This window comes from Staphylococcus sp. SUC_1.2, assembly GCF_026222585.1.
Window position 1 is genome coordinate 48,528 of the sequence record NZ_JANJPM010000009.1, and the last position, 23,670, is coordinate 72,197.

Here is a 23,670-nt window from a genome sequence, read left to right on the forward strand (position 1 = left end):
CTCTTACTATATATACTTTTATAGCATTAACTTACTGATTATAGAGTCATAAACTTGATTCCATAAGTCAGTATCTGATTTATATTTAGAAGTGATTTCATGATGTACTTCTTTTTCTTTATCCTCATAATTGTGTGCATCTTTAGGTGGTAGTTTTTCAGCTCTAAGTTGAGTAACAAATTCTTGGGCTTCACGAGCTCTAGGGCCCCAAACACTCACCTGTTCAAATTGATCATTCATAAAGATAAAGATTGGAATCGAGCGTGCTGTACCATTTGTTAAATATTGATCAATGAGATTTGTGTCTTCATCTCTATGGAATACGCGTACTTCTAGCTGTAGTGATTCACTTATACGCTTTAATATAGGTAAGTTCATCATAGCGTCGCCGCACCAATCTTCACTTATAACCAAGACTTTAGAATAAGAACTATCTTTAAGTTGATTGATTCTATCGTCAGACGAAGGTAGTGTGAATGCATTGTAAATTGTTAGTACATTATCTTTATTCACAGTCATGCTATCGATATATTCATCAAGTGGCTGACTATTATTAAAATATGTTTCTAAATTAGCCATAAATAAAACCTCCCCGTTAAATTTATATCATTATAACAATTTTTACTAAGAATGAATAATTATAAAACTTAAAATATATTAGTTTTATCACAATTAATAAGAACGTTAAAACAACGTTACAATTCTGTAAGAAATGATTGTAGTGGTTTAGATGTTTCTCAGTAAGTGGTTATGATATATTTAAGTTAATAAGAATAGAAGTGGTGGTACGGTTGCGCATTCAAAATCGATGGATAATCTTTAGTATTTTTACAATAATAGCTTTTATAGTGGTTACGTGTCTTACAATCTATAAAAATGAAAAAACAATTAATCTTACTGAAGTGAAGATAAATGATATTCAATTAAATGAACCATTTAATGAAAATGATTATGAGATAAATCATCACATAAAGTTGGATAGATACAAATTCTATAATGATAAAAAACATAAAGATTTAACTGTAAAAGTAAAAAATAAACACCAAACAGTAAAAGGGATCGTATTGATTAATGATCATGATGTAACAACAAACTTTGGTGTTAAAATTGGAGATAGAGTGGATCATGCAATCAATTATTTAGGTGATAATTATCGTAAAGATAAAGTAGGTAAGGGATATGATGCGTTAATTTATGTTGATAAAGAGCACCATATGAAGCTATCCATTTTATATAAGGATAATGTGGTTAAACGAATAGAATTTTTTAGTCGTTAAAAAGTGATACTTTTACAATGCACTTCAAAATAAGCTACTTTTCGATAAGATAGAGATAATTCAATTAAGAAAGTAAGTGAAATAATGGATAAGATTACCTTTTTAAATGAACTTGAATTAGAACTTGATGAATTACCAAGAAAAGAAAAAGATAAACTCATGGATGATTATGAAAATCATTTCTATGAACAAGAATCGAAAGGGAAATCAGAAAAAGATATTATATCGGATTTAAGAGAACCACATGATATAGGTAAAGAAGTTAAAGCCAAAGAAGCAATATCCTATGCTAAAGTAACACCTAACCTACGTAATATTATTAGGGCTATAATGGCTTCATTAAGTCTTGGCGTGCTTTCTTTTTTCTTCATCATCATCCCTATTGTAATATTTATAGCATTATTGATTGTAGTGTTTATATTCTCTGTTTTTTTAATTTCTCTTCCATTAATAATAATATCAATGAGTATCATTAAAGGGATTGTTGATTCGTTTAGCAATTTCTTATTTAGCATTTCATATGCCGGATTAGGTATCGTCTTATTTGTAGTTACCATGAAAATTACACAAAATTTATATCGACTTGTATTAAAATATTTAACTTGGTATATCCAAACGGTTAAAGGAAGAATTAAACAATGAAGAAGGCAATGATAACAGGCATAGTAATATTTGTAGGATTTTTCTTAGCAGCAACTTTAGTCTGGTTTGTGCATGATAAAGATGAATATAAAAAGCTAAAATATGATAGAGCATACAGTAATGTGAAAATGAATAATTTAAATATTGACAGCTATAATTCAGAACTCACAATTAAGCAAGGAGAACATTGTGGTGTTAAATATTATGGTGATAATGATGTTAAGGTATATCGCACAAAAGATACATTATATATAAAAGAGCATAAATCTGATAAGAGGGGTTATAGCGTTAATATTAATCCTTTTAATCAAAGTAAATCAAAAATTGAAGTTACACTTCCAAATAAAAACATTAATAATTTAGATGTATATTCAGGATTTGGAAATGTGAATCTTGATGGCATTAACGCGAAGAAAGGTTCGATTTATCAAGACAATAAATATTTAAAAATTCAAAATTCAAAATTTGATAATCTTTCCTTCAAGAGCGATGCTGGTGGAGTAAAAATTAAAAACAGTGATATCTTTAATAGTGAATTTAAGACAGGGGTAGGTAACGTCGAAGTAAATAATTCAAAGTTAAAAAAATCGTTATTTGTAAGTGAACTTGGTTATCTTAATTTCACAAACATGAATAGTGAAACAGATGTAAAAGGCTCAAGTAAGCTTGATTATATTCATTTGGACTATAAAGATGAACCTAAAAATACTTTATTAAAATTACACCCAGGTACAGGAGAGGCAAAAGTTGAAAATAAAGCTTTTAATAAAGGTAAGGTAGGAAATAGTAATAATGTAATTGAATTTTACACGGTAAAAGAAGATATCACAATAAAGTAAAATGATTGCCTACACAATAAGAGGCAATCACTTATATAAGTCGACGAACGATTTTAAAGTTCGTCTATTTTTTAATAATTTGCGAATGTTAAATCGGTATCAATTAGACCATTAAATTGTTGGATAGTTAACTCATTTCCATCTAACCAAGATTGAAAATTTATTGATGTGGGTGATTGATTTTCACCTAGTGTCATCCAAGCGGTTAAGTTTTGCGGTTCATACATTGAAGTGTGTATCGTACCTGACCAACTTTTAAATAATTTGCTATATATTTCGAATTTTGGATCATTAAATAATTTAAAAGCTGTATGTTTATCTAGGCTTTGTGAAGTTTGTGAGACAGTACGTTCTAGACGTTCACGTGATTCTTTTGTGTAATTTCGGTTTTCATGCGTTAAGATTTCGAAATGATTTGTACATACTTTATCATATCTGACATCAAAAGAACGTGGTGTAACCTCAACGATTGCGTGATTAAGCTTTCTATCCATTAAAATATAACTGAAAGAGCTTCTATGAGGGAGTTCTTTCAAGAATCTAACGGCTTCATCAACGTCTTTACAATATTCTAAAACAAGACGACCAATCATATAACATACAAAGCCATTAGCAGGGTGTTTACGATGCATAAAGTTATAGCCCATCGTCAAACCAGCTTCATTCATACCATCCATACGACCTGTTACTCTAGACGTAGGCCCAATTTGCGCTAGCCCTCCGTCATTAGGTTGGAATAATAAATATCTCCCATCGTATGTGGCAGGATGATAATCATAATTGCGCACCATAAAATCCTTACCTTGAAATACAGTACATCCACTTTCTTTTAAATCTGTGAAACGATAATGTGCAAAATTTAATATCATTTGTTTTGTAGGTAAGTTCAGTACTTCTTGCATACCCATTAACTCTTCCCATATTTCTGGCGCGTATGTTTGAAATACTTGATACGTTTCGTTAACATCTATATCAAATCGGGGCATACGTTTTTTCCATTCACGTTCACGATTTTGCAATAAGGGTGTTTGTTTTAGCCATAGCGCTGTTATGACCCCTAAATCATAATGCGATCCTCTAAACGTCATTATATCTGATTTCACTTGTTGCATGAGAAGGCCTCCTGAAAATTCTAAATATTGTAAAATAGCATTAATTGAAAACTAATATAATTATTATTATACTGAACATGATAGCAAGAAAAATTTAAAAAACAAGGAGGGGTACTATGTTTCAAGACGCTTATTTAAAAGTATATAACAAAGTAAAAGCTTGGTGGTTGTATTAAACTAATTTACAATTGAAAATTTATGAAGTTTTTGAATTTTGAAATTTATTTTATAGTTATTATTATAAGACGAAAAAAGGTATCTATTTAACCATAACAGTAAGTATGATAATATATAATATTGTAAACATACTTATATCTATTTAGAGGTGAAACATACATGTGGGATTTAATTAAAGGTTTATTCAAATTCTTATTAAGCTTAGTAGTTATTACATCAGTAGTAGTTGGTGTAGGTGTTGTAGCATTTGCTTACATCTTCAAGAAAGACTTTGAAGATATCGAAAGAAAAACTAAAGAAATCGTTTCAGATATCGAAAGTAATAACGCGTAATAATAGTAATTTAACCAGTGACTTCAGTTTTGAAGTTACTGGTTTTTTATTTCAATAAATTCAAACAATGATTAATAATAATTGTCATAGACACCAATCTTTTAATAAAATAAAGGTAATTAGACAATAGGAGGTATTCTGATGACGACGAAGGGTTATATTGGTTCATACACAAAAAAAGAAGGTAAAGGTATTTACTTATTCGAATTAAATGAAGATAGTGGACAAATTAGTTCTGTTAATACTGGTTATGAGATTGAAGCATCTACTTATCTTGCTCAAACAGATGATTATTTATACGCAATCACTAAAGAAGGTGAACACTGCGGGGTAGCTGCTTTTAAAAAAGAAGCTTCTGGTTCGTTAACATTAATTAATAAATGCTTAGAATCTGTAGAGGGTACAGGTTGCTATATATCGGTATCATCTGACCACAATTTTTTATTTGAAGCAGTGTACGGCGCTGGTATCGCTAGAATATATCAATTGAATAAAGATACAGGTGAGATCATTAAGTTAATTCAAGAATTAAATCACGACTATCCACTTGGAAGTCATGAACGTCAAGAGCATTCACATGTCCACTATATAAATGAAACACCCGATTGCAAATATGTTGTAGCTACTGATTTAGGTACAGACAGAGTTGTAACTTATGAATTCAGTAATGAAGGTCTTAAAGAATACAAAGTTTCTAAATTTAAAGATCAAGATGGTCCAAGACATATTGCATTTCACAATAATGGTGAATATGCCTACATTGTTCATGAATTATCTAATTATGTTAGCGTAGCTAAATATAAAGATGGTCAATTTGAAGAACTAGAACGTCATTTAACTGTTCCTGAAGATTTTAATGATGACACTAAATTAGCGGCTGTTCGCTTATCGCATGATCAACAAACTTTATATATTAGTAACCGTGGTCATGATAGTATTGCGGTATTCACGATTACAGAGAATGGCGCGGGACTAAACCCTGTAGAAATCGTTAAAAGTGGGGACCAATTCCCAAGAGATTTTAATATTACTGAATCAGATGACTATCTAGTTTGTGCCCATCAAGAGGGTAATTATGAAATTACAGTTTTTAAAAGAGACACAAATACTGGTAAATTAACGCCAACAGATAATCAACAAATTGCACCTGAAGGTGTACATGTTAGTTTTATTTAAGTAAAATACTAAGCCACGGCAGTGTAAAATGTCGTGGCTTTTTGCAAATTTTTATAAGTTTTTAAAAAATGTTCTAATATATTTAAATTTACCTTTATAAGGCGGATACATAACACTTGAATCTAATCGCGTAGACCTAAAGATGTATGACTTGCTATGGCTAAAGGTTTGGAAAGTATATTTACCATGATATTGTCCAATGCCAGACATTCCGACACCACCAAATGGTAAATTAGGATTAGCAAGATGCATTAAAGTATCATTAATTGCACCGCCACCGAAAGATAATTCGTTTAATACACGGTGTGTAGTATTCTCATCTTCACTAAATAAATATAAACTTAACGGTTTAGCTTTACTCTGAATAATATCTACTGCCTCATTAAAATCATCATAAGTAATAATAGGTAATATAGGTCCAAAGATTTCATCTTGCATGATTTTAGAACTTGACGTAATACTATCTAAAATAGTTGGTTCTATATAGCGTGTTGTAGCATTTGCATTACCACCGAAAATAACATGGTTTTGGTGCACGTTAAGTAATTCATTTAAGCGATTAAAGTGTTTATCATTAACTATGCGACCAAAATCTGGACTTTCCTCTATGTTAGTACCATAAAATTCTTGAATACTTTGTTTAAGTGCTTCAATCAATTCGTTTTTGACCTTCTTATTAACTAATATATAATCCGGAGCCACACATGTTTGTCCTGCATTAGTAAATTTACCGAAACTAATACGATCACTAGCAACTTTAATATTAGCAGTATCATCTACAATAACTGGAGATTTACCGCCTAATTCAAGGGTAACAGGAACTAAATTTTTGCTTGCTGCTTCATACACGATTTGACCAACCTTGTCACTACCTGTAAAGAATATGTAGTCAAATGGCAGATTAATTAATGTTTGTGTTTCTTCTATACCACCCTCGATAACACCTATATAATCAGTAGTAAATACGTCTTCAATAATTTGACGAATGACCGTGGCAACGTGAGGTGTTAATTCAGATGGTTTTATAATAGCAGTATTTCCAGCTGCAATAGCCCCAATTAAAGGTTCAAATAGTAACTGTACAGGATAATTAAATGGACCAATGATTAATACTGTGCCATATGGTTCTTGTTTGATATAACTTTTTGCCGGAAACATAAATAGAGGTGTATCAACTTGTTTTGTTTTAGACCAATTTTTAAGTTCTTTTCTCGCAGTTTTAATACTTTTTAGTGTGATACCAATTTCTGTGGCATATGCTTCAACAGGACTTTTTCCCAAATCAGTCTTTAGAGCATCTAGTAAATCATTTTCATGATTTTTAATACTTTTACTTAGAAGTTTTAATTGATGTTTTCGAAATTTTAAATCTTTCGTTTTATGTGTTTTGAAAAAAGCTTTACTTTCTTCAAATTGTTGCTCAATGCTTGGCAATGTGTGATACCTCCTAAATAGTAAAATCTATATTAAAGAATTAAATTAAAATAAATGATGTAATTCATCATATCTATACCCTAAATATTTTTCAATAAAAAACAGTTGAATGAAAAGATTCATTCAACTGCGTATATAAAGGCGATAACTAAATTGCCAATATGTTTTATTTAATTAGAGCATCTGTGATTTGAGGTACCACTTGTTTTTTACGTGATACAACGCCTGATAAGAATGCCATGCCATCATCTAATTGAACTTTAAATGCCTCGCCGACTTTATCTTTTTCAGCACCTACTACTAAGATTTTAGAATCACTATTAATAATGTCAGTAACTACTAATACAAATAAATCATACTTTTCATTAGCACTTGTTTCTAACATTGCTTTTTCAAGATCTTCTTTACGATTTAATACTTCATCAATGTCGACAGTATTTACTTGGGCAATGCGTGTAACATAGTCGCCCATATTAAATGATTTAGCATCCATGTCTAATAATTCCTCTGCAGATTTATCAGTAGTTGATGCACCAGCTTTTAACATTTCTAAGCCATATTCATCTAAATCAACATTTGCTAAATCTTTTAAATCTTTAGCAGCATTTATATCCTCATCAGTACAAGTAGGAGATTTGAATAATAAGCTATCAGAAATAATTGCTGAAATCATCAAACCTGCGATATGCGGTTTAATTTCAAAGCCACGTTCTTTGTACATTTTGTAAAGAATAGTAGCAGTACAACCAACTGGTTCTGCGCGGTACCAAAGCGGTGAAGCAGTTTCGAAATTAGCGATTCTATGATGATCCACAACGTGTTTAATCTCTGCGTCAGAAATTGTTTCAGCACTTTGTTGGAACTCATTGTGATCGACTAAGATTACTTCTTGACCATCTAAATTATCACTTAATAATTCTGGTGCTTTAACTTCAAAATGATCTAAAGCAAATTTAGTTTCAGGATTAATATCTCCTAAACGATATGGCGTCGCTTCAGAGTTACCAGTTAATTGTTCAAAATCAGCCATGATGATAGCTGATGCTATTGCATCTGTGTCTGGATTTTGATGTCCAAAAATATAAGTTTTTGCCATTGTTATTATCCACCCTTATCATTTAATTTTTCATCTTATTTTATCATGTTTCATTTAGCTACATCTACCTCTGCGCCTAATGAGTTTACAAAATGTCCTAAAGCCCATTTATGACCACTCTCATTGAATGAAGCAACACCATCTTTCGGAATAGTAATGTTATACCCCAAATTATAGGCTGAAACAGCAGTGTGTAAAATACAAATATCTGTACAAACACCCACAATTTCAATATCTTTTATATTTCTCTCTCTCAATAGACTATCTAGAGGTGTACCATAGAATGAATCATAACGACGCTTATTTAAATAATGAATATTACTGTTTCCACTAATGTTATTATAAAAGGCTTTAATCTTACCATATAATTCACGTCCTGCTGTGCCCTCAATATTGTGAGGAGGGAATAACTTTGTCTCAGGATGGAACATATCGTTCTCATAATGTAAATCCATCATAAAGAAAATATCTTGGCCTTCAGACTGATATGTCTCTAAACGTTTCAGTATAAAAGATTCAATATCTTGCCCAGGTTTACCACATGTTAATCGACCATCATCTGCAATGAAGTCATAAGAATAATCTACTACTATTAGTGCTTTTCTAGTCATAATCAATCTTCCTCTCTATTAAATGTTTGAGCTATTTAAAAATTGTATAATTATATAGAAACGATTAAATTATTACCTCATTAATCATTATATATATTATAGCTAATCCCATTCTAAAATGGTATATAGCAATAAAATAGGTTTGAAAGTTTAGATAGGGGATACGTTATGTTAATAAATGCTCAAGATTATGGATTAAAAGGATGTAATAAACGCAAAGACACTAAAGCAATACAACGAGCACTGAATAAAGCAAGATATGGTGAACACACTGTACTTATACCTAGCGGTACATATTATATTTCGAAAGCACTCATTATTTATGACTCAACAACTTTATTACTAGAAGATGATACGACATTACTAAGATGTGGTAAGGATGCACTTTTAAAAAATGGCCATCGTTTTGGTTTTTATAAAGGATATCAAGGTAATAGTCATATTTATATTAAAGGTGGAACGTTTGATATGAATGGCTCTAAATATCCATACAATAATACTGCGATGTCAATTGGACATGCAGAAGATATTCAATTAATAGGTGTAACAGTATTAAACGTAGTTGGCGGACACGCTCTAGACGCTTGTGGTATCAATGGTTTGTATATCAAAAATTGCAATTTTAAAGGTTTTAATGATTTTGATGGGGATCGTTCATTTTCTGAAGCAATTCAATTAGATATTCAAGTACCTGGTGCGTTTCCTAAATTTGGGACGACAGACGGAACCATCACTAAAAATGTAGTCATTGAGAATTGTTATTTTGGGAATTCAGATGACCATCAAATGCGTCCATGGAATAGAGCAATTGGCTCACATGCAAGCAGGTATAATAAGTTCTACGAAAATGTGCATATAAAAGATAATTGTTTTGAGGGGACTGAAGACTATGCACTAACACCCCTAAAAGCTAAAAATATGATTATTTCACGCAATAAATTCAAAAATTGTAAAGGTGGTATTCGATTTTTAGGGGTAAAAGATGGAAAAAATGCTGCTGATCCTGTTACTGGCAAAGTCATGGAATCTCAAGCTGGTGAGAATTTCAGTGTGATTGGTAATCACTTTATTGGAGAAATGAAAAAAGATGCCATTCACATTAGAAGCTATAATAATGTAAAACATCAGCAAGTGTTTATCGCCGGTAATACTTTTGATAAAGCATCACAAACTATACATTTAGAAGATATAGAAGATTTAACCCTAAACCAGGGTGAAGATGTTACCATTAAAAAAATTAATGTAGACTGAGTAGAGATAATGTTTTCGAACACAACCCAACAATAAATAGCCAGTAAATACGTTTTGAAGACGCATTTACTGGCTATTTAATTTCGATACATCAGTGTTAAATAAGGACAAGACAGCAAATTTTTTATAATTTCGTCATAATGCCTTTCGATATTTATCTAATGGTGATTAAATGCACCTATAATTTTAACTTCAAAATCTAAAGTCTGTAATATTGTGATAACCTTATTGAGTTTTTCATTTTTCCCAATATCGGTTTGAACAAAAAATCTGTACATACCTAACTGCGTCTTAAGAGGTCTAGACTCAATCCATGACAAGTTAATATCAAATAAAGCAAATGTGTTAAGTATACTAGCTAATAATCCAGCTTTATCATGTTTAGGTGTTATCAGTAATAGCGTACTAGAAGCAGATTCATTGTAGTGCTCGTTACTTTTTACTACTAAAAAACGAGTGACGTTATGTGGATAGTCTTGTATATGTGTATCTATCGGTTCGAAACCATATGACTCTCCGCTTCCTAATGGTGCAATAGCAGCGACATGTGTGTCAATTTTTTCTAAACTTTGAATCGTACTATCAACATAATCATATAAGAAATGATGTCGATGGATATATTGACTCGTTTGACTTATTGCAGGTGCAATGGAATAAACCTTTTTAATATCATCCAGTGAAGTACCTTTATTAGCGTATAAACCAAAATTAATATCTAAATGGATTTCGCCATGAGCGTATATATCTTCTTGTGCAAGTGCATCCGCAACAATATTAATAGTACCTTCAATTGAGTTCTCAATAGGTACGATACCTACAGCATCACTATGACTATTAACGGCTTTAATTACTTCATAAAGATTTGATTTAGGTGAATATGTAACTTCTTCCTCAGATAAATAAGTTTTTGCAGCTAAATAAGAAAATGTTCCCTTAGGGCCTAAATAATATAAACGCATCTTTGTTCGTCACCTCGTATTATCGAACACTAGTGAAATGGACATTTCATTGACTGTTTCTTTTTATAATGAAAATTAGGATCCTTGATTTCATTATTATAACCATGATGATAATTTGAAGTTAGGGTCGGTGAAAGTGGTGGGGCTAACCAAGACCATTTACCTGTGACATCACGGTTATTTGCTAGTTCCTTTTCTTCAAATAATTGAAATTGTTTTGATGCAGTTAGGTGATCAACAATAGAAACACCTTGAGATTTAAATGAATGGTATACCGCATAATTAAGTTCAACGAGTGTTCGATCTTTATTAAAAGAATTATTTTTTAGTGTACCAAATTCAAACGCTTCTGCAATACTTTCCAATAAATTATAGCGGTATGAGTCAGTGAAATTGCGTACTGCAATTTCTGTTACCATATACCAACCATTAAACGGGGCAGTTGGATAAGTAATGCCACCAATTTTCAAATCCATATTAGAAATGATTGGAACACCATACCATTTTAAATTTAAATCTTTTAATTTTGGATAATGTTCATGTTCTATTTCAACTTCTTTTATTAATTCATTGGGTAACTCATACCATTTTATAGAATCATTAGGTAATTGATAAATGAGTGGTAGTACATCGAAATCAGTACCTTTGCCTTTCCAACCTAAATGCTCCGCTAATTGTGTGATTTCACGTTCAGATGGATCACCGGCATGTTCATAACCAGCATATCTAATAAGTTGATTATTATAGATACGAGGTGCTTGATTAGGTGAAAAAATCGTTATATAAGGCTTGATCTTACCATTATTCGTCGCATGTTCAAGATGATGATTGATTGTATCTATAAAATCACGCTCATTATCAACGTTTCTAGCATCTTCTACATTTAAAGAATCCCAAAATAAGCGTCCAATACAGCGATTAGAGTTACGCCAAGCAAGTTTAGCGCCATACGACAACTCTTCCAAAGTATGCGTATATGTACCAGTATGTTCAATTTCTTTTTCTATCTCTTTTATTCTTTTATCAAATATAGATGGATTGTAATTAAGTTCACGATACATCATTTCGATAAAACTTCTTGCTTCTTCCAATAACATATAACCACCTCGGTTCATATTATAATCTAGACAATAAATTAACTCATTCAATTACATAGATTGTCACGAATTTGTCTTATTGGTACTTATTTAAATTTTAATTGTATCAATAGGATGTGAATACGCACTTCTACTGAATTATGATAAAATGTACTAAAACATCGTTAGGAGAGATTGTGGTGTATCGTTACGAAGATGACAGTTTAATGTTACATAATGACTTATACCAAATTAACATGGCAGAGAGCTATTGGAATGATGGTATTCATGAACGAAATGCAGTATTTGATTTGTATTTTAGAAGTATGCCATTTGAGAGTGGATATGCAGTTTTTAATGGTTTAAAAAGAGTAATTCAATTTATTGAACATTTTCATTTTAGTGATTCTGATATTGAATATTTACAGTCAATAGGTTATAAAAATGATTTCTTAAACTATTTAAAAAATTTAAAGTTCACTGGTAATATTCGCTCAATGCAAGAAGGTGAATTGTGTTTTGGAAATGAACCATTACTTAGAGTGGAGGCACCATTAATTCAAGCGCAACTTATAGAAACCGTATTACTTAATATAATCAACTTCCATACATTAATTTCGACTAAAGCAAGTAGAATTCGTCAAGTAGCACCTGATGATACATTAATGGAATTTGGAACTCGTCGTGCACAAGAGTTAGATGCTGCGTTATGGGGGGCTAGAGCTGCTTATATCGGTGGTTTTGATTCTACTAGTAATGTGCGTTCCGGTAAATTATTTGGTATACCCGTTTCTGGTACGCATGCACACGCTTTAGTTCAAACATATGGTGATGAATATAAAGCTTTTAAAATTTATGCAGAACGCCATAAAAATTGTGTGTTCTTAGTTGATACGTTCCACACGCTTAAATCAGGTGTTCCTACAGCTATTAAAGTAGCGAAAGAACTAGGGGATAAAATCAATTTCATTGGTATCCGTTTAGATTCTGGAGATATTGCTTATTTATCTAAAGAAGCACGCAGAATGTTAGATGAAGCGGGATTCAAAGATGCTAAAATCATCGCATCTAATGACTTAGATGAACAAACGATAATGAGTTTGAAATCTCAAGGAGCTAAAGTTGACTCATGGGGTGTAGGTACGAAATTAATTACTGGTTATGACCAACCAGCACTTGGTGCAGTATATAAACTAGTAGCAGTTGAAGATGACAACGGCCGATATGTTGATAGAATTAAACTGTCCAACAATGCAGAAAAAGTGACAACACCTGGTAAGAAGAAAGTGTATCGCATTATAAATACTAAAACAGGTAAAGCAGAAGGCGACTATATTACTCTAGAACATGAGAATCCTAATAATGAAAAACCTTTAAAAATGTTCCATCCAGTTCACACGTATAAAATGAAACATATCAAACACTTTGAAGCGATTGACTTGCATCATTCAATCTTTGAAAATGGGAAACTTGTTTACCAATTACCGAGTGAAAAAGAGGCACAAGAATACTCTAAAAAGGCATTATCTAAATTATGGGATGAAAATAAACGTTATTTAAATCCTCAAGAATACCCTGTGGATTTAAGTACAGCTTGTTGGGACAACAAACATAAGCGTATTTTCGAAGTTGCAGAACACGTAAAAGAGATGGAGGAAGACAATGACTAATTTACAAGATATTGTAGTCAATGAAATGAAAGTGAAGAAACATATTGATAGTGAACAAGAGTCACGTGAAATTATTCAATTTATTAAAAGCTATGTTCAATCACATTCATTTATTAAATCTTTAGTGTTAGGTATTTCTGGTGGTCAAGATTCTACTTTGACTGGTAAATTAGCTCAGCTAGCAGTTGAAGAATTACGTAATGAAGGGCGAGATTGTCAATTTATTGCTGTGAAATTACCATATGGTGTGCAGAAAGATGCAGAAGAAGTTGAAGATGCATTAAACTTTATTCATCCCGATGAAATCATTACTGTCAATATTAAACCTGCTGTTGATCAAAGTGTTAAATCTTTAAACGAGGCTGGTATTGAATTAACAGATTTTCAACGTGGTAACGAAAAAGCACGTGAACGTATGAAGGTTCAATTTTCAATCGCATCAAATCGTAGTGGTATTGTTATTGGTACGGATCATTCTGCAGAGAATATTACAGGATTTTATACTAAGTACGGTGATGGTGCTGCTGATATCGCACCTATCTTTGGTCTAAATAAAAGACAAGGAAGACAGCTACTTAAATATTTGAACGCACCAAAGCATTTATACGAAAAAGTTCCCACAGCAGATTTAGAGGATGATAAACCACAATTACCTGATGAAGAAGCTTTGGGTGTTACTTATGATCAAATTGATGACTATTTAGAAGGTAAACATATATCTAGTGAAGCCCGTGATACGATTGAAAATCACTATGTCAAAAATGCACATAAACGTGAATTAGCCTATACGCGTTATACTTGGCCTAAAAATTAAAAAAAGATTTTCTAGTGACAAAATAAAAATTCACTGATAAAATTATTTCGATTTTAGATATCCATGTAAGAAAAGGGGATTAGTATGTCAGTGATAACTTCAAATCCATGGTCAATGGTATTAGCGATATTCGTCATCAACGTTTTTTATGTTACATTTTTAACAATGCGTACAATATTAACGTTAAAAGGTTATCGTTATATGGCGGCTGCAGTAAGTTTCCTTGAAGTGTTAGTATATGTAGTTGGTCTTGGTATGGTAATGTCTAGTTTAGACCAAATTCAAAATATCTTTGCTTATGCGTTTGGTTTTTCGATTGGGATTTTAGTAGGTATGAAAATTGAAGAAAAACTCGCATTAGGTTATACAGTCGTAAATGTAACCTCATCAGAGTATGAAATTGATTTACCAAATGAGTTAAGAAATTTAGGTTATGGTGTTACACACTATGCAGCACATGGTCGCGATGGTAGTCGAATGGTAATGCAGATTTTAACGCCAAGACGTTATGAACGTAAATTAATGGAGACAGTACGAAATTTAGATGAGAAAGCGTTTATTATAGCGTATGAGCCAAGAGCGATTCACGGCGGTTTCTGGACTAAAGGCGTTCGAACTCGAAAAGTAAAAGCATACGAAGTAGAAGAAATAGAAAGTGTTGTGGAGCATGACGATGAAGTTCAAAGTAAATGAAAATGAAACAATCTCAGAATGTTTAACACGTATGCGTGAAGAAGGCTATATGCCAGTTAAACGAATTGAAAAACCTATATACACTGAAGATGAAAAAGGTAATGTAGTAGTATTAAGACAGGATATTCAATTTGTTGGTAAAAAGCTTTGATTTAATAATATAAATTACAACTCAAATTAATTTTATTAAGAGTGAAAAGAAGCTAAAGTACAACTTCTTTTTACTCTTTTTATTATCGGATTATTGTTAGATAAGTGTATTATTTAGATAAAATCCATTATACTAAGTTTGTAAAAAAAGATTTATACATTTGATTAATTATCTGTTAAACTAAAAATGAAGTTTTAAAAACGAACTTTTCCCAATAATTTACGTTTAATGTACAGTTTTGAATTATAAATTTATACATAGAATAGGAGATTAGAAATGATTGATCGTTATTCAAGAGAAGAAATGGCAAATATTTGGACTGATCAAAATAGATATGAAGCTTGGTTAGAGGTTGAAATCTTGGCCTGTGAAGCTTGGAGTGAATTAGGCCACATTCCTAAAGAAGATGTAAAAAAAATAAGACAGAACGCTAAAGTAGATGTGAAACGTGCTCAAGAAATCGAACAAGAAACAAGACACGATGTTGTGGCATTTACTAGACAAGTATCGGAAACGTTAGGTGACGAACGTAAATGGGTTCATTATGGCTTAACTTCTACAGATGTAGTTGATACAGCGCTAAGTTATGTTATAAAGCAGGCCAACGAAATTATTGAGAAAGATATTGAACGTTTCATAAAAGTTTTAGAAGAGAAAGCTAAAAATTATAAATACACATTGATGATGGGGCGTACACATGGTGTACATGCTGAACCGACTACATTTGGTGTTAAAATGGCATTATGGTATACAGAAATGAAACGTAATCTAAAGCGTTTCAAAGAGGTACGTAAAGAAATAGAAGTTGGTAAAATGAGTGGTGCAGTTGGTACATTTGCTAACATTCCTCCTGAAATAGAACAATATGTATGTGACCATTTAGGCATTGATACTGCATCCGTTTCTACTCAAACATTACAACGTGACCGTCATGCATACTATATCGCTACACTAGCACTAGTAGCTACATCTCTTGAAAAATTTGCGGTAGAGATACGTAATTTACAAAAAACAGAAACACGTGAAGTTGAAGAAGCATTTGCAAAAGGTCAAAAAGGGTCATCAGCTATGCCTCATAAAAGAAATCCTATTGGTTCAGAAAATATAACAGGTATTTCAAGAGTGATTCGAGGTTACATTACAACGGCTTATGAAAATGTGCCTTTATGGCACGAACGTGATATTTCTCACTCTTCAGCTGAACGTATCATGTTACCAGATGTTACAATTGCTTTAGATTATGCTTTAAATAGATTCACTAATATTGTTGATAGACTAACTGTTTTTGAAGACAACATGAGAAATAATATCGATAAAACATTTGGACTAATCTTCTCACAACGTGTATTACTAGCGTTAATTAATAAAGGCATGGTTCGTGAAGAAGCATATGATAGAGTGCAGCCTAAAGCAATGGAATCTTGGGAAACTAAAACACCATTCCGTCAATTAATAGAAAAGGATGAGTCTATCACTAATGTGCTTTCTAAAGAAGAATTAGATGAATGTTTCAACCCTGAACATCATTTAAATCAAGTTGATACAATCTTTAAACGTGCAGGTTTAGAGTAATAAGTTAACGGTTTTCAATAAAAATACTACACTTTAACTATTTAATGCGTTAAAATGAGATTATATTGAAAACGGATTATAGGGGTTGTTTGAGATGCAAATAGAGAAATTACGAGGACAAGCGTTAGATGAACTTTTTGATGCGATTCTTACACTTGAAAATAGAGAAGAATGTTATCAATTCTTTGATGATTTATGCACTGTCAATGAATTACAATCATTATCTCAAAGATTACAAGTTGCTAAGATGATTAAACAAGGGTATACTTACGCAACAATCGAAAAAGAATCTGGTGCTTCTACAGCAACAATATCTAGAGTAAAACGATCATTACAATGGGGTAATGACGCATATACAATGATATTAGAACGATTAAATATAGAAACAAAAAAATAATATTACGTTTAACATATATTTATAAATTGAAATGCTCCCTTCAAAATTGACAATAATTTGGATATTTTGATGGGAGCGTTCTGTTTTATATTGAATTTATACAGGCTAATAGTAAGTAAACAACTTTTAATTTACTTAATTTTTAACAAATAAACTTATAAGATATTAGGTCTTTCGTTCTTTAATAGACAGTATAGATTCTAATGATTCTGTTTAGAATTGGTACACTAAAAATGATATAATTTAGTGTATGTTAAAAAAAGGAGTTAAAGGATTATGTATGACATTAAAGCGTGGCAACATGTGTTTAAATTAGATCCCGCCAAAGAAATAAGTGATAATGATTTAGATGCACTATGTATGTCAGATACTGATGCTATCATGATTGGTGGCACAGATAATGTTACCGAAGATAATGTCATTCATTTGATGAGTAGAGTAAGAAGATATCCATTACCATTAGTCCTCGAAATATCTAATATTGAGAGTATTATTCCTGGTTTCGATTTTTATTTTGTACCAACAGTTCTAAATAGTCAGGATACTACATATCATAATGGAATGATGCATAAAGCTCTAAAGCAATTCGGATTCATGGTTAATTTTGATGAAGTCGTATTAGAAGGGTATTTAGTTTTAAATCCTGATAGTAAAGTAGCAAAATTAACGCAATCAAATACTAATATAGATATTGAAGATGTAGAGGCATATGCGCAAATGGTTAATGAGATGTACAAACTACCGTTGATGTACTTAGAATATAGTGGTCAGTATGGCGATGTTGAAAAAGTGGAAGCCGCATCCAGATTATTAACAAATACACAATTGTTTTATGGCGGTGGCATTACATCTATAGAACAAGCCAGAGAGATGGCACAATATGCTGACACTATTGTAGTAGGTAATATTATTTATGACGATATTAAAAAGGCTATTAAAACAGTAAAAATAAAAAAGGAGTCTAATAAATGAATTCATTAGTTAATAATATGAATAAAGAGCAAAGTGAAGCGGTAAGAACTACAGAAGGTCCATTACTAATTATGGCCGGCGCTGGTTCAGGTAAAACGAGAGTATTAACACATCGTATCGCCTATTTATTAGATGAAAAAGACGTTTCTCCTTACAATATATTAGCAATTACTTTTACAAATAAAGCAGCTAAAGAAATGAAAGAACGTGTTGAACAATTAGTAGGAGAAGAAGCACAAGTGATTTGGATGTCTACATTCCACTCTATGTGCGTAAGAATATTAAGACGTGATGCAGATAGAATAGGCATTGAACGTAATTTTACTATTATTGATCCTACTGACCAAAAATCCGTCATAAAAGACGTTCTAAAAAATGAAAATATTGACAGTAAACGCTTTGAACCAAGAATGTTTATTGGGGCGATAAGTAACTTAAAAAATGAACTTAAAACACCAGAAGATGCAATAAATGAGGCTAATGACTTCCATTCGCAAATGGTAGCTACTGTTTATAGTGGATACCAACGTCAATTGACTCGAAATGAAGCACTTGATTTTGACGATTTAATTATGAAAACAATTCAGTTGTTCGAACGCATTCCAGATGCACTTGAATATTATCAAAACAAATTCCAATATATTCACGTAGACGAATATCAAGATACAAATAAAGCACAATATACATTAGTAAAGTTGTTAGCTAGTAAATTTAAAAATCTTTGTGTAGTTGGTGACTCAGATCAGTCAATTTATGGTTGGAGGGGTGCAGATATTCAAAATATCCTATCTTTTGAAGAAGATTACCCTGATGCTAAAACGATATTTTTAGAACAAAATTATCGTTCTACAAAGATCATCCTAACTGCTGCAAATGAAGTCATTAAACATAACTCAGAAAGAAAGCCTAAAGGTCTGTGGACTGCAAATACTGGTGGCGAAAAAATTAAATATTATGAAGCAATGACTGAGCGTGATGAAGCTGAGTATGTGGTTAGAGAAATAATGAAACACCGTAAAGCTGGAAAAGATTATAGTGATATGGCAATACTTTATAGAACCAATGCACAGTCACGTGTTTTAGAAGAAACATTTATGAAATCTAATCTTCCTTATACGATGGTTGGAGGCCAAAAATTCTATGACAGAAAAGAAATTAAAGACTTATTAAGTTATTTGAGAGTAGTAGCTAATAGTAATGATGAAATTAGTTTACAACGCATAATCAATGTTCCAAAACGAGGGATAGGACCTTCATCAGTTGAGAAAATTCAACGCTATGCGAATGATAACAATATAAGTATGTTTGACGCATTGGCAGAAGTAGATTTTATTGGTCTTTCAAAAAAAGTAACTCAAGAGTGCATTAAATTTTATGAACTAATTCAAAACTTAATTAAAGAACAGGAATTTTTAGAGGTAAGTGAAATTGTTGTTGAAATATTAGATAAATCTGGGTATAGAGATATGCTTGAACGTGAACAAACACTGGAATCACGTAGTAGACTTGAAAATATAGATGAATTTATGTCTGTGCCTAAAGATTATGAAGAGAATACACCATTAGAAGAACAATCCTTGATTAACTTTTTAACGGATTTATCACTAGTAGCAGACATCGATGAAGCTCAAATTGAAAGTGGCGTAACCCTTATGACAATGCACTCGGCGAAAGGTTTAGAATTTCCAATTGTGTTCCTTATGGGAATGGAAGAATCGCTATTTCCACATATACGTGCAATTAAGAGTGATGATGACCACGAAATGGAAGAAGAACGTCGGATTTGTTATGTAGCAATAACAAGAGCTGAAGAAGTTCTATATATTACGCACGCGACGTCTAGAATGTTATATGGACGCTCACAATCTAATATGCCTTCTAGATTTTTACGTGAAATCCCGGAAGATCTATTAGAAACACCATCTAAGCAGCAGCGTCAAACGATTACCCCAAAAACTTCAACCAAACAACCTAAGCGTGGATTTAGCAAACGTACAACGTCTTCTAAAAAACAAGTTTCTGCTTCTGATTGGAAAATAGGAGATAAAGTTACGCATAAATCATGGGGTGAAGGCATGGTAAGTAACGTTAATGAGAAAAATGGCTCAGTTGAATTAGATATTATATTTAAATCAGAAGGACCAAAGCGCCTGTTAGCTCAATTTGCTCCAATCGAGAAAAAGGAGGATTAATTTATGGGCAATATCAAAAGTCGTGTGAATGAATTACATGATTTATTAAATCAATATGGTTATGAATATTATGTACAAGATAATCCTTCAGTGCCAGATAGTGAATACGATAAATTATTAAGAGAATTAATAGATATAGAAGAGGCACATCCTGAATTTAAGTCACCTGATTCTCCTACTGTACGTGTAGGAGGAGAGGTGCAATCTTCTTTCGAAAAAGTCAACCATGATACACCAATGTTAAGTTTAGGTAATGCTTTCAATGAACAAGAATTACGTCGTTTTGATCAACGTATTCGTGAACAAGTCGGTAGTGTTGAATATATGTGTGAATTGAAAATTGATGGATTAGCTGTGTCCCTTAAATATGTAGAAGGTCGCTTCGTTCAAGGTTTAACTCGAGGTGATGGTACTACAGGTGAAGATATCACTGAAAATTTACGCACCATTCATGCTATTCCATTAAAGATTAATGAACCATTAAGTTTTGAAGTGCGTGGCGAAGCTTACATGCCTCGTAGTTCTTTTATAAGACTAAATGAAGAAAAAGAAAAGAATGAAGAACAACCATTCGCTAATCCACGAAACGCAGCAGCGGGATCGTTAAGGCAACTTGATCCCAAATTGGCAGCTAAACGTAAATTAAGTGTATTCTTATATAGTGTTAATGATTTTACAGATTTTGATGCAACTACTCAGAGTGGTGCGTTGGATGAATTAGATCGTTTAGGATTTAAGACAAATCATGAGCGTATGCGCGTGGGTGATATTGAAGGTGTATTAGAATATATTGAGAAATGGACAAAACAACGTGAACAATTATCCTATGATATTGATGGCATCGTTATAAAAGTGAATGACATTGAACAACAAGATGAAATGGGATACACGCAGAAATCTCCAAGATGGGCGATTGCATATAAGTTTCCTGCCGAAGAAGTGGTAACAACATTACAAGATATTGAGTTAAGTATTGGTAGAACAGGTGTTGTAACACCAACTGCGATTCTTGATCCTGTAAGAGTTGCTGGGACAACTGTATCTAGAGCATCTTTACATAATGAAGATTTAATACATGAGAGAGATATCAGAATTGGGGATAGTGTAGTAGTTAAAAAAGCTGGCGATATTATACCAGAAGTAGTGAAAAGTATTACGGAACGCCGACCTGAAGGTACATTACCGTATTCAATGCCAACACATTGTCCGAGTTGTGACCATGAGTTGGTAAGAATTGAAGGGGAGGTTGCATTACGTTGTATAAATCCAAAGTGTCAGGCTCAACTTGTAGAGGGGTTGATTCACTTTGTATCACGTCAAGCCATGAATATTGATGGCTTAGGAACTAAAATTATACAACAACTCTATCATCACAATGTGATTAATGATGTGGCCGACATCTTCTACCTAACTGAAGACGATTTATTACCTTTAGAGCGTATGGGTTCCAAAAAAGTTGAAAATCTACTAAAAGCGATTGAAGATGCTAAAGCCAATTCTCTAGAGCATCTATTATTTGGTTTAGGAATACGTCATCTAGGAGTTAAAGCAAGTCAAGTTCTAGCTGAAAAATACGAAACAATGGATAGACTACTTGAAGTAACTGAAGAAGAACTTATTAGTATTCATGATATTGGAGATAAGTTAGCTCAATCTGTTGTAACATATTTAGAAAATGAAGATATTAAAGCATTAATTGAAAAATTAAAATATAAAAATGTCAATATGGTTTATAATGGAATTAAAACTTCTGATATAGAAGGTCACCCTGATTTTAAAAATAAAACAATTGTTTTAACAGGTAAATTACAACAACTGACACGAAAAGAAGCATCTGCCTGGTTAGAATTACAAGGCGCAAAAGTTACAAGTAGTGTAACTAAAAAAACAGATTTAGTAATTGCTGGTGAAGATGCAGGTTCTAAATTAACTAAGGCAGAAAAGTTTGGTACTGAAATTTGGACAGAAGAGCAATTCGTGGCTAAACAAAATGAAATATCTAGTTAGAGGAGAACGGCAATGAAGCGGACCCTATTCTTAATTATAACGTCGATTGTGTTGTTAACGGCATGTGGCAATAACAATGATAATAAAAATAACCAATCTGTGAATAAACAAGAAACTAAAACTGACTCAAATAATGTGAAAACAATAGCAACAGATAAAAACGTACAAGGTGATAATTACCGCACGATTTTGCCATTCAAAGAAAGTAAGGCCCGTGGTGTATTACAAGATAACATGGCAAATAGTTACAATGGTGACGATTTCGAAAGTGGTTTATTGACACTAAGCAAAGATGTATTTCCAACTGATGATTACCTTTATCAAGACGGCCAATATCTAGATAAAGATACTCTTAATAGTTATTTAAATCCCAAATACACTAAAAAAGAAATAGATAAAATGAGTGAAAAAGAGAAAGAATCCAATAAAGCGAGTGAGAATTTAGGATTAAATCCATCACACAAAGGTGAGGATGATCCAGAAAAAATCGCAGAACAATCTCCAGCTTATTTATCTAATATTCTTGAACAAGATTTTTACGATAGTGGGGATACTAAAGGAAAAAATATTAAAGGTATGACAATTGGCTTAGCCATGAATAGTGTTTATTATTATCAAAAAGAGAAAGATGGAGAGACTTATAGCAAAGAACTTGATGATAAGGAAATTGAAAAACAAGGTAAACAAATGGCTTCAGAAATCTTAACAAGATTAAGAGCCAATGATGATTTAAAAGATATTCCTATTCATTTTGCAATTTATAAACAATCCGATCAAAATTCAATTACACCAGGAGAATTTATTGCTAATACTACAGTTGATGATGATCAAACTAAAATTAATAAATGGAAAAAAATTGATCAAGTGTCAGCATTATTACCATCTTCAACAGCAAAAAAATACAATGAAAATTTGAATAATAATTTTAAACAATTCAATGACAACCTACAATCTTACTTTACTAACTTCACTCAAGCAGTAGGTAAAGTTAAATTTGACGGTAAAAAACCAACACAATTAACTATAGATTTACCTATTGATTATTATAGTCAAGCTGAAACGATTGGTATTACCCAATATGTTACAGAACAAGCTAGAAAATATTTTGACAATATCGATAGCTATGAAATTCGAATTAAAGACGGAAATACACCAAGAGCTTTGATTAGTAAATCTAAAGAAGATAAAGAGCCCCAAGTTCATATTTATAATAATTAAC

Annotated in this window: 23 protein-coding genes; 16 read left to right on the forward strand and 7 right to left on the reverse strand. The window is 32.1% G+C overall.

Annotation, left to right across the window (positions count from 1 at the left end; translation table 11 throughout):
- Nucleotides 1-18 precede the first annotated feature (18 nt).
- Nucleotides 19-579: a thioredoxin family protein gene (locus NR218_RS04695; RefSeq protein ID WP_011275332.1), complete on the reverse strand. Its 561-nt coding sequence runs from the start codon at nt 577-579 to the stop codon at nt 19-21.
- 212 nt (nt 580-791) lie between these two features.
- Between NR218_RS04695 and NR218_RS04700 the strand changes: the two genes are divergently transcribed.
- The 3 genes from NR218_RS04700 to NR218_RS04710 all read left to right on the forward strand — a co-directional run bounded on the left by NR218_RS04700 (nt 792) and on the right by NR218_RS04710 (nt 2,758).
- Nucleotides 792-1,277 (forward strand): hypothetical protein, encoded by a 486-nt coding sequence (locus NR218_RS04700; protein ID WP_011275333.1) that lies wholly within the window; start codon nt 792-794, stop codon nt 1,275-1,277.
- 84 nt (nt 1,278-1,361) lie between these two features.
- Nucleotides 1,362-1,919 carry an HAAS signaling domain-containing protein gene (locus NR218_RS04705; RefSeq protein WP_046464813.1) on the forward strand — a complete coding sequence of 186 codons (558 nt, stop codon included), beginning with the start codon at nt 1,362-1,364 and terminating at the stop codon, nt 1,917-1,919.
- A complete protein-coding gene (locus NR218_RS04710) occupies nt 1,916-2,758 on the forward strand; it encodes a DUF4097 family beta strand repeat-containing protein (protein ID WP_011275335.1) in 843 nt (280 codons plus the stop codon). Before NR218_RS04705 ends, NR218_RS04710 begins: the two co-directional genes overlap by 4 nt.
- A gap of 71 nt (nt 2,759-2,829) precedes the next feature.
- Here NR218_RS04710 and NR218_RS04715 read toward each other — a convergent pair whose 3' ends face one another.
- Complete coding sequence (locus tag NR218_RS04715; RefSeq protein WP_011275336.1) at nt 2,830-3,870, reverse strand: C45 family autoproteolytic acyltransferase/hydolase; 1,041 nt, start codon at nt 3,868-3,870, stop codon at nt 2,830-2,832.
- Between the two features lie 336 nt (nt 3,871-4,206).
- On the opposite strand from NR218_RS04715, the gene NR218_RS04720 reads away from it, so the two are divergent.
- Entirely contained in the window at nt 4,207-4,380 is a 174-nt protein-coding gene (locus NR218_RS04720) for a hypothetical protein (RefSeq protein WP_011275337.1), read from the forward strand.
- A gap of 141 nt (nt 4,381-4,521) precedes the next feature.
- Entirely contained in the window at nt 4,522-5,556 is a 1,035-nt protein-coding gene (locus NR218_RS04725; RefSeq protein WP_011275338.1) for a lactonase family protein, read from the forward strand.
- Nucleotides 5,557-5,607: 51 nt separating this feature from the next.
- Here NR218_RS04725 and NR218_RS04730 read toward each other — a convergent pair whose 3' ends face one another.
- The 3 genes from NR218_RS04730 to NR218_RS04740 all read right to left on the reverse strand — a co-directional run bounded on the left by NR218_RS04730 (nt 5,608) and on the right by NR218_RS04740 (nt 8,697).
- Nucleotides 5,608-6,990, reverse strand: coding sequence for an aldehyde dehydrogenase (locus NR218_RS04730; RefSeq protein WP_011275339.1), 1,383 nt, complete (start codon nt 6,988-6,990; stop codon nt 5,608-5,610).
- A 166-nt stretch (nt 6,991-7,156) separates the two neighbouring features.
- Nucleotides 7,157-8,086, reverse strand: a complete 930-nt coding sequence (locus NR218_RS04735) for a manganese-dependent inorganic pyrophosphatase (RefSeq protein WP_046309172.1) — start codon at nt 8,084-8,086, stop codon at nt 7,157-7,159.
- 50 nt (nt 8,087-8,136) lie between these two features.
- Complete coding sequence (locus tag NR218_RS04740) at nt 8,137-8,697, reverse strand: cysteine hydrolase family protein (RefSeq protein WP_011275341.1); 561 nt, start codon at nt 8,695-8,697, stop codon at nt 8,137-8,139.
- A gap of 168 nt (nt 8,698-8,865) precedes the next feature.
- Here NR218_RS04740 and NR218_RS04745 point away from each other — a divergent pair, with 168 nt between their 5' ends.
- Entirely contained in the window at nt 8,866-9,948 is a 1,083-nt protein-coding gene (locus tag NR218_RS04745; RefSeq protein WP_011275342.1) for a glycosyl hydrolase family 28-related protein, read from the forward strand.
- A gap of 158 nt (nt 9,949-10,106) precedes the next feature.
- On the opposite strand, the gene NR218_RS04750 is transcribed toward NR218_RS04745, so the two are convergent.
- A complete protein-coding gene (locus tag NR218_RS04750) occupies nt 10,107-10,907 on the reverse strand; it encodes a prephenate dehydratase (RefSeq protein ID WP_011275343.1) in 801 nt (266 codons plus the stop codon).
- Nucleotides 10,908-10,936: 29 nt separating this feature from the next.
- Nucleotides 10,937-12,004: a nitric oxide synthase oxygenase gene (locus NR218_RS04755; protein ID WP_033079897.1), complete on the reverse strand. Its 1,068-nt coding sequence runs from the start codon at nt 12,002-12,004 to the stop codon at nt 10,937-10,939.
- Nucleotides 12,005-12,183: 179 nt separating this feature from the next.
- On the opposite strand from NR218_RS04755, the gene NR218_RS04760 reads away from it, so the two are divergent.
- The 10 genes from NR218_RS04760 (at nt 12,184) to NR218_RS04805 (ending at nt 23,669) form a co-directional block, all read left to right on the forward strand.
- Entirely contained in the window at nt 12,184-13,653 is a 1,470-nt protein-coding gene (locus NR218_RS04760; protein WP_011275345.1) for a nicotinate phosphoribosyltransferase, read from the forward strand.
- Nucleotides 13,646-14,467, forward strand: coding sequence for an ammonia-dependent NAD(+) synthetase (gene nadE, locus NR218_RS04765; RefSeq protein WP_011275346.1), 822 nt, complete (start codon nt 13,646-13,648; stop codon nt 14,465-14,467). The genes NR218_RS04760 and nadE overlap by 8 nt, the downstream gene beginning before the upstream one ends.
- 84 nt (nt 14,468-14,551) lie before the next feature.
- Entirely contained in the window at nt 14,552-15,160 is a 609-nt protein-coding gene (locus NR218_RS04770) for a DUF2179 domain-containing protein (protein ID WP_011275347.1), read from the forward strand.
- A complete protein-coding gene (locus NR218_RS04775; protein ID WP_011275348.1) occupies nt 15,141-15,311 on the forward strand; it encodes an NETI motif-containing protein in 171 nt (56 codons plus the stop codon). Before NR218_RS04770 ends, NR218_RS04775 begins: the two co-directional genes overlap by 20 nt.
- A gap of 276 nt (nt 15,312-15,587) precedes the next feature.
- Entirely contained in the window at nt 15,588-16,883 is a 1,296-nt protein-coding gene (purB, locus tag NR218_RS04780; RefSeq protein WP_011275349.1) for an adenylosuccinate lyase, read from the forward strand.
- Nucleotides 16,884-16,977: 94 nt separating this feature from the next.
- On the forward strand, nt 16,978-17,280 hold the full coding sequence (locus NR218_RS04785) for a YerC/YecD family TrpR-related protein (RefSeq protein WP_011275350.1): 303 nt from the start codon (nt 16,978-16,980) through the stop codon (nt 17,278-17,280).
- Nucleotides 17,281-17,556: 276 nt separating this feature from the next.
- Complete coding sequence (locus NR218_RS04790; protein WP_011275351.1) at nt 17,557-18,252, forward strand: heptaprenylglyceryl phosphate synthase; 696 nt, start codon at nt 17,557-17,559, stop codon at nt 18,250-18,252.
- Nucleotides 18,249-20,444 (forward strand): DNA helicase PcrA, encoded by a 2,196-nt coding sequence (gene pcrA / locus NR218_RS04795; RefSeq protein ID WP_053015911.1) that lies wholly within the window; start codon nt 18,249-18,251, stop codon nt 20,442-20,444. The genes NR218_RS04790 and pcrA overlap by 4 nt, the downstream gene beginning before the upstream one ends.
- Before the next feature lie 3 nt (nt 20,445-20,447).
- A complete protein-coding gene (gene ligA / locus NR218_RS04800) occupies nt 20,448-22,451 on the forward strand; it encodes an NAD-dependent DNA ligase LigA (protein WP_011275353.1) in 2,004 nt (667 codons plus the stop codon).
- Nucleotides 22,452-22,463: 12 nt separating this feature from the next.
- Nucleotides 22,464-23,669, forward strand: coding sequence for a CamS family sex pheromone protein (locus NR218_RS04805; RefSeq protein WP_011275354.1), 1,206 nt, complete (start codon nt 22,464-22,466; stop codon nt 23,667-23,669).
- Nucleotide 23,670: the final 1 nt, after the last annotated feature.

What these genes read in the sequence shown, in the direction of transcription:
- NR218_RS04710 (WP_011275335.1), top strand. Translation starts at nt 1,916, where the DNA reads ATGAAGAAGGCAATGATAACAGGCATAGTAATATTTGTAGGATTTTTC.
- NR218_RS04750 (WP_011275343.1), bottom strand. Translation starts at nt 10,907, where the DNA reads ATGCGTTTATATTATTTAGGCCCTAAGGGAACATTTTCTTATTTAGCT.
- pcrA (WP_053015911.1), top strand. Translation starts at nt 18,249, where the DNA reads ATGAATTCATTAGTTAATAATATGAATAAAGAGCAAAGTGAAGCGGTA.
- NR218_RS04770 (WP_011275347.1), top strand. Translation starts at nt 14,552, where the DNA reads ATGTCAGTGATAACTTCAAATCCATGGTCAATGGTATTAGCGATATTC.
- NR218_RS04715 (WP_011275336.1), bottom strand. Translation starts at nt 3,870, where the DNA reads ATGCAACAAGTGAAATCAGATATAATGACGTTTAGAGGATCGCATTAT.
- NR218_RS04755 (WP_033079897.1), bottom strand. Translation starts at nt 12,004, where the DNA reads ATGTTATTGGAAGAAGCAAGAAGTTTTATCGAAATGATGTATCGTGAA.
- ligA (WP_011275353.1), top strand. Translation starts at nt 20,448, where the DNA reads ATGGGCAATATCAAAAGTCGTGTGAATGAATTACATGATTTATTAAAT.
- NR218_RS04785 (WP_011275350.1), top strand. Translation starts at nt 16,978, where the DNA reads ATGCAAATAGAGAAATTACGAGGACAAGCGTTAGATGAACTTTTTGAT.
- NR218_RS04740 (WP_011275341.1), bottom strand. Translation starts at nt 8,697, where the DNA reads ATGACTAGAAAAGCACTAATAGTAGTAGATTATTCTTATGACTTCATT.
- NR218_RS04705 (WP_046464813.1), top strand. Translation starts at nt 1,362, where the DNA reads ATGGATAAGATTACCTTTTTAAATGAACTTGAATTAGAACTTGATGAA.
- purB (WP_011275349.1), top strand. Translation starts at nt 15,588, where the DNA reads ATGATTGATCGTTATTCAAGAGAAGAAATGGCAAATATTTGGACTGAT.
- NR218_RS04790 (WP_011275351.1), top strand. Translation starts at nt 17,557, where the DNA reads ATGTATGACATTAAAGCGTGGCAACATGTGTTTAAATTAGATCCCGCC.
- NR218_RS04805 (WP_011275354.1), top strand. Translation starts at nt 22,464, where the DNA reads ATGAAGCGGACCCTATTCTTAATTATAACGTCGATTGTGTTGTTAACG.
- nadE (WP_011275346.1), top strand. Translation starts at nt 13,646, where the DNA reads ATGACTAATTTACAAGATATTGTAGTCAATGAAATGAAAGTGAAGAAA.
- NR218_RS04720 (WP_011275337.1), top strand. Translation starts at nt 4,207, where the DNA reads ATGTGGGATTTAATTAAAGGTTTATTCAAATTCTTATTAAGCTTAGTA.
- NR218_RS04745 (WP_011275342.1), top strand. Translation starts at nt 8,866, where the DNA reads ATGTTAATAAATGCTCAAGATTATGGATTAAAAGGATGTAATAAACGC.
- NR218_RS04735 (WP_046309172.1), bottom strand. Translation starts at nt 8,086, where the DNA reads ATGGCAAAAACTTATATTTTTGGACATCAAAATCCAGACACAGATGCA.
- NR218_RS04695 (WP_011275332.1), bottom strand. Translation starts at nt 579, where the DNA reads ATGGCTAATTTAGAAACATATTTTAATAATAGTCAGCCACTTGATGAA.
- NR218_RS04775 (WP_011275348.1), top strand. Translation starts at nt 15,141, where the DNA reads ATGAAGTTCAAAGTAAATGAAAATGAAACAATCTCAGAATGTTTAACA.
- NR218_RS04725 (WP_011275338.1), top strand. Translation starts at nt 4,522, where the DNA reads ATGACGACGAAGGGTTATATTGGTTCATACACAAAAAAAGAAGGTAAA.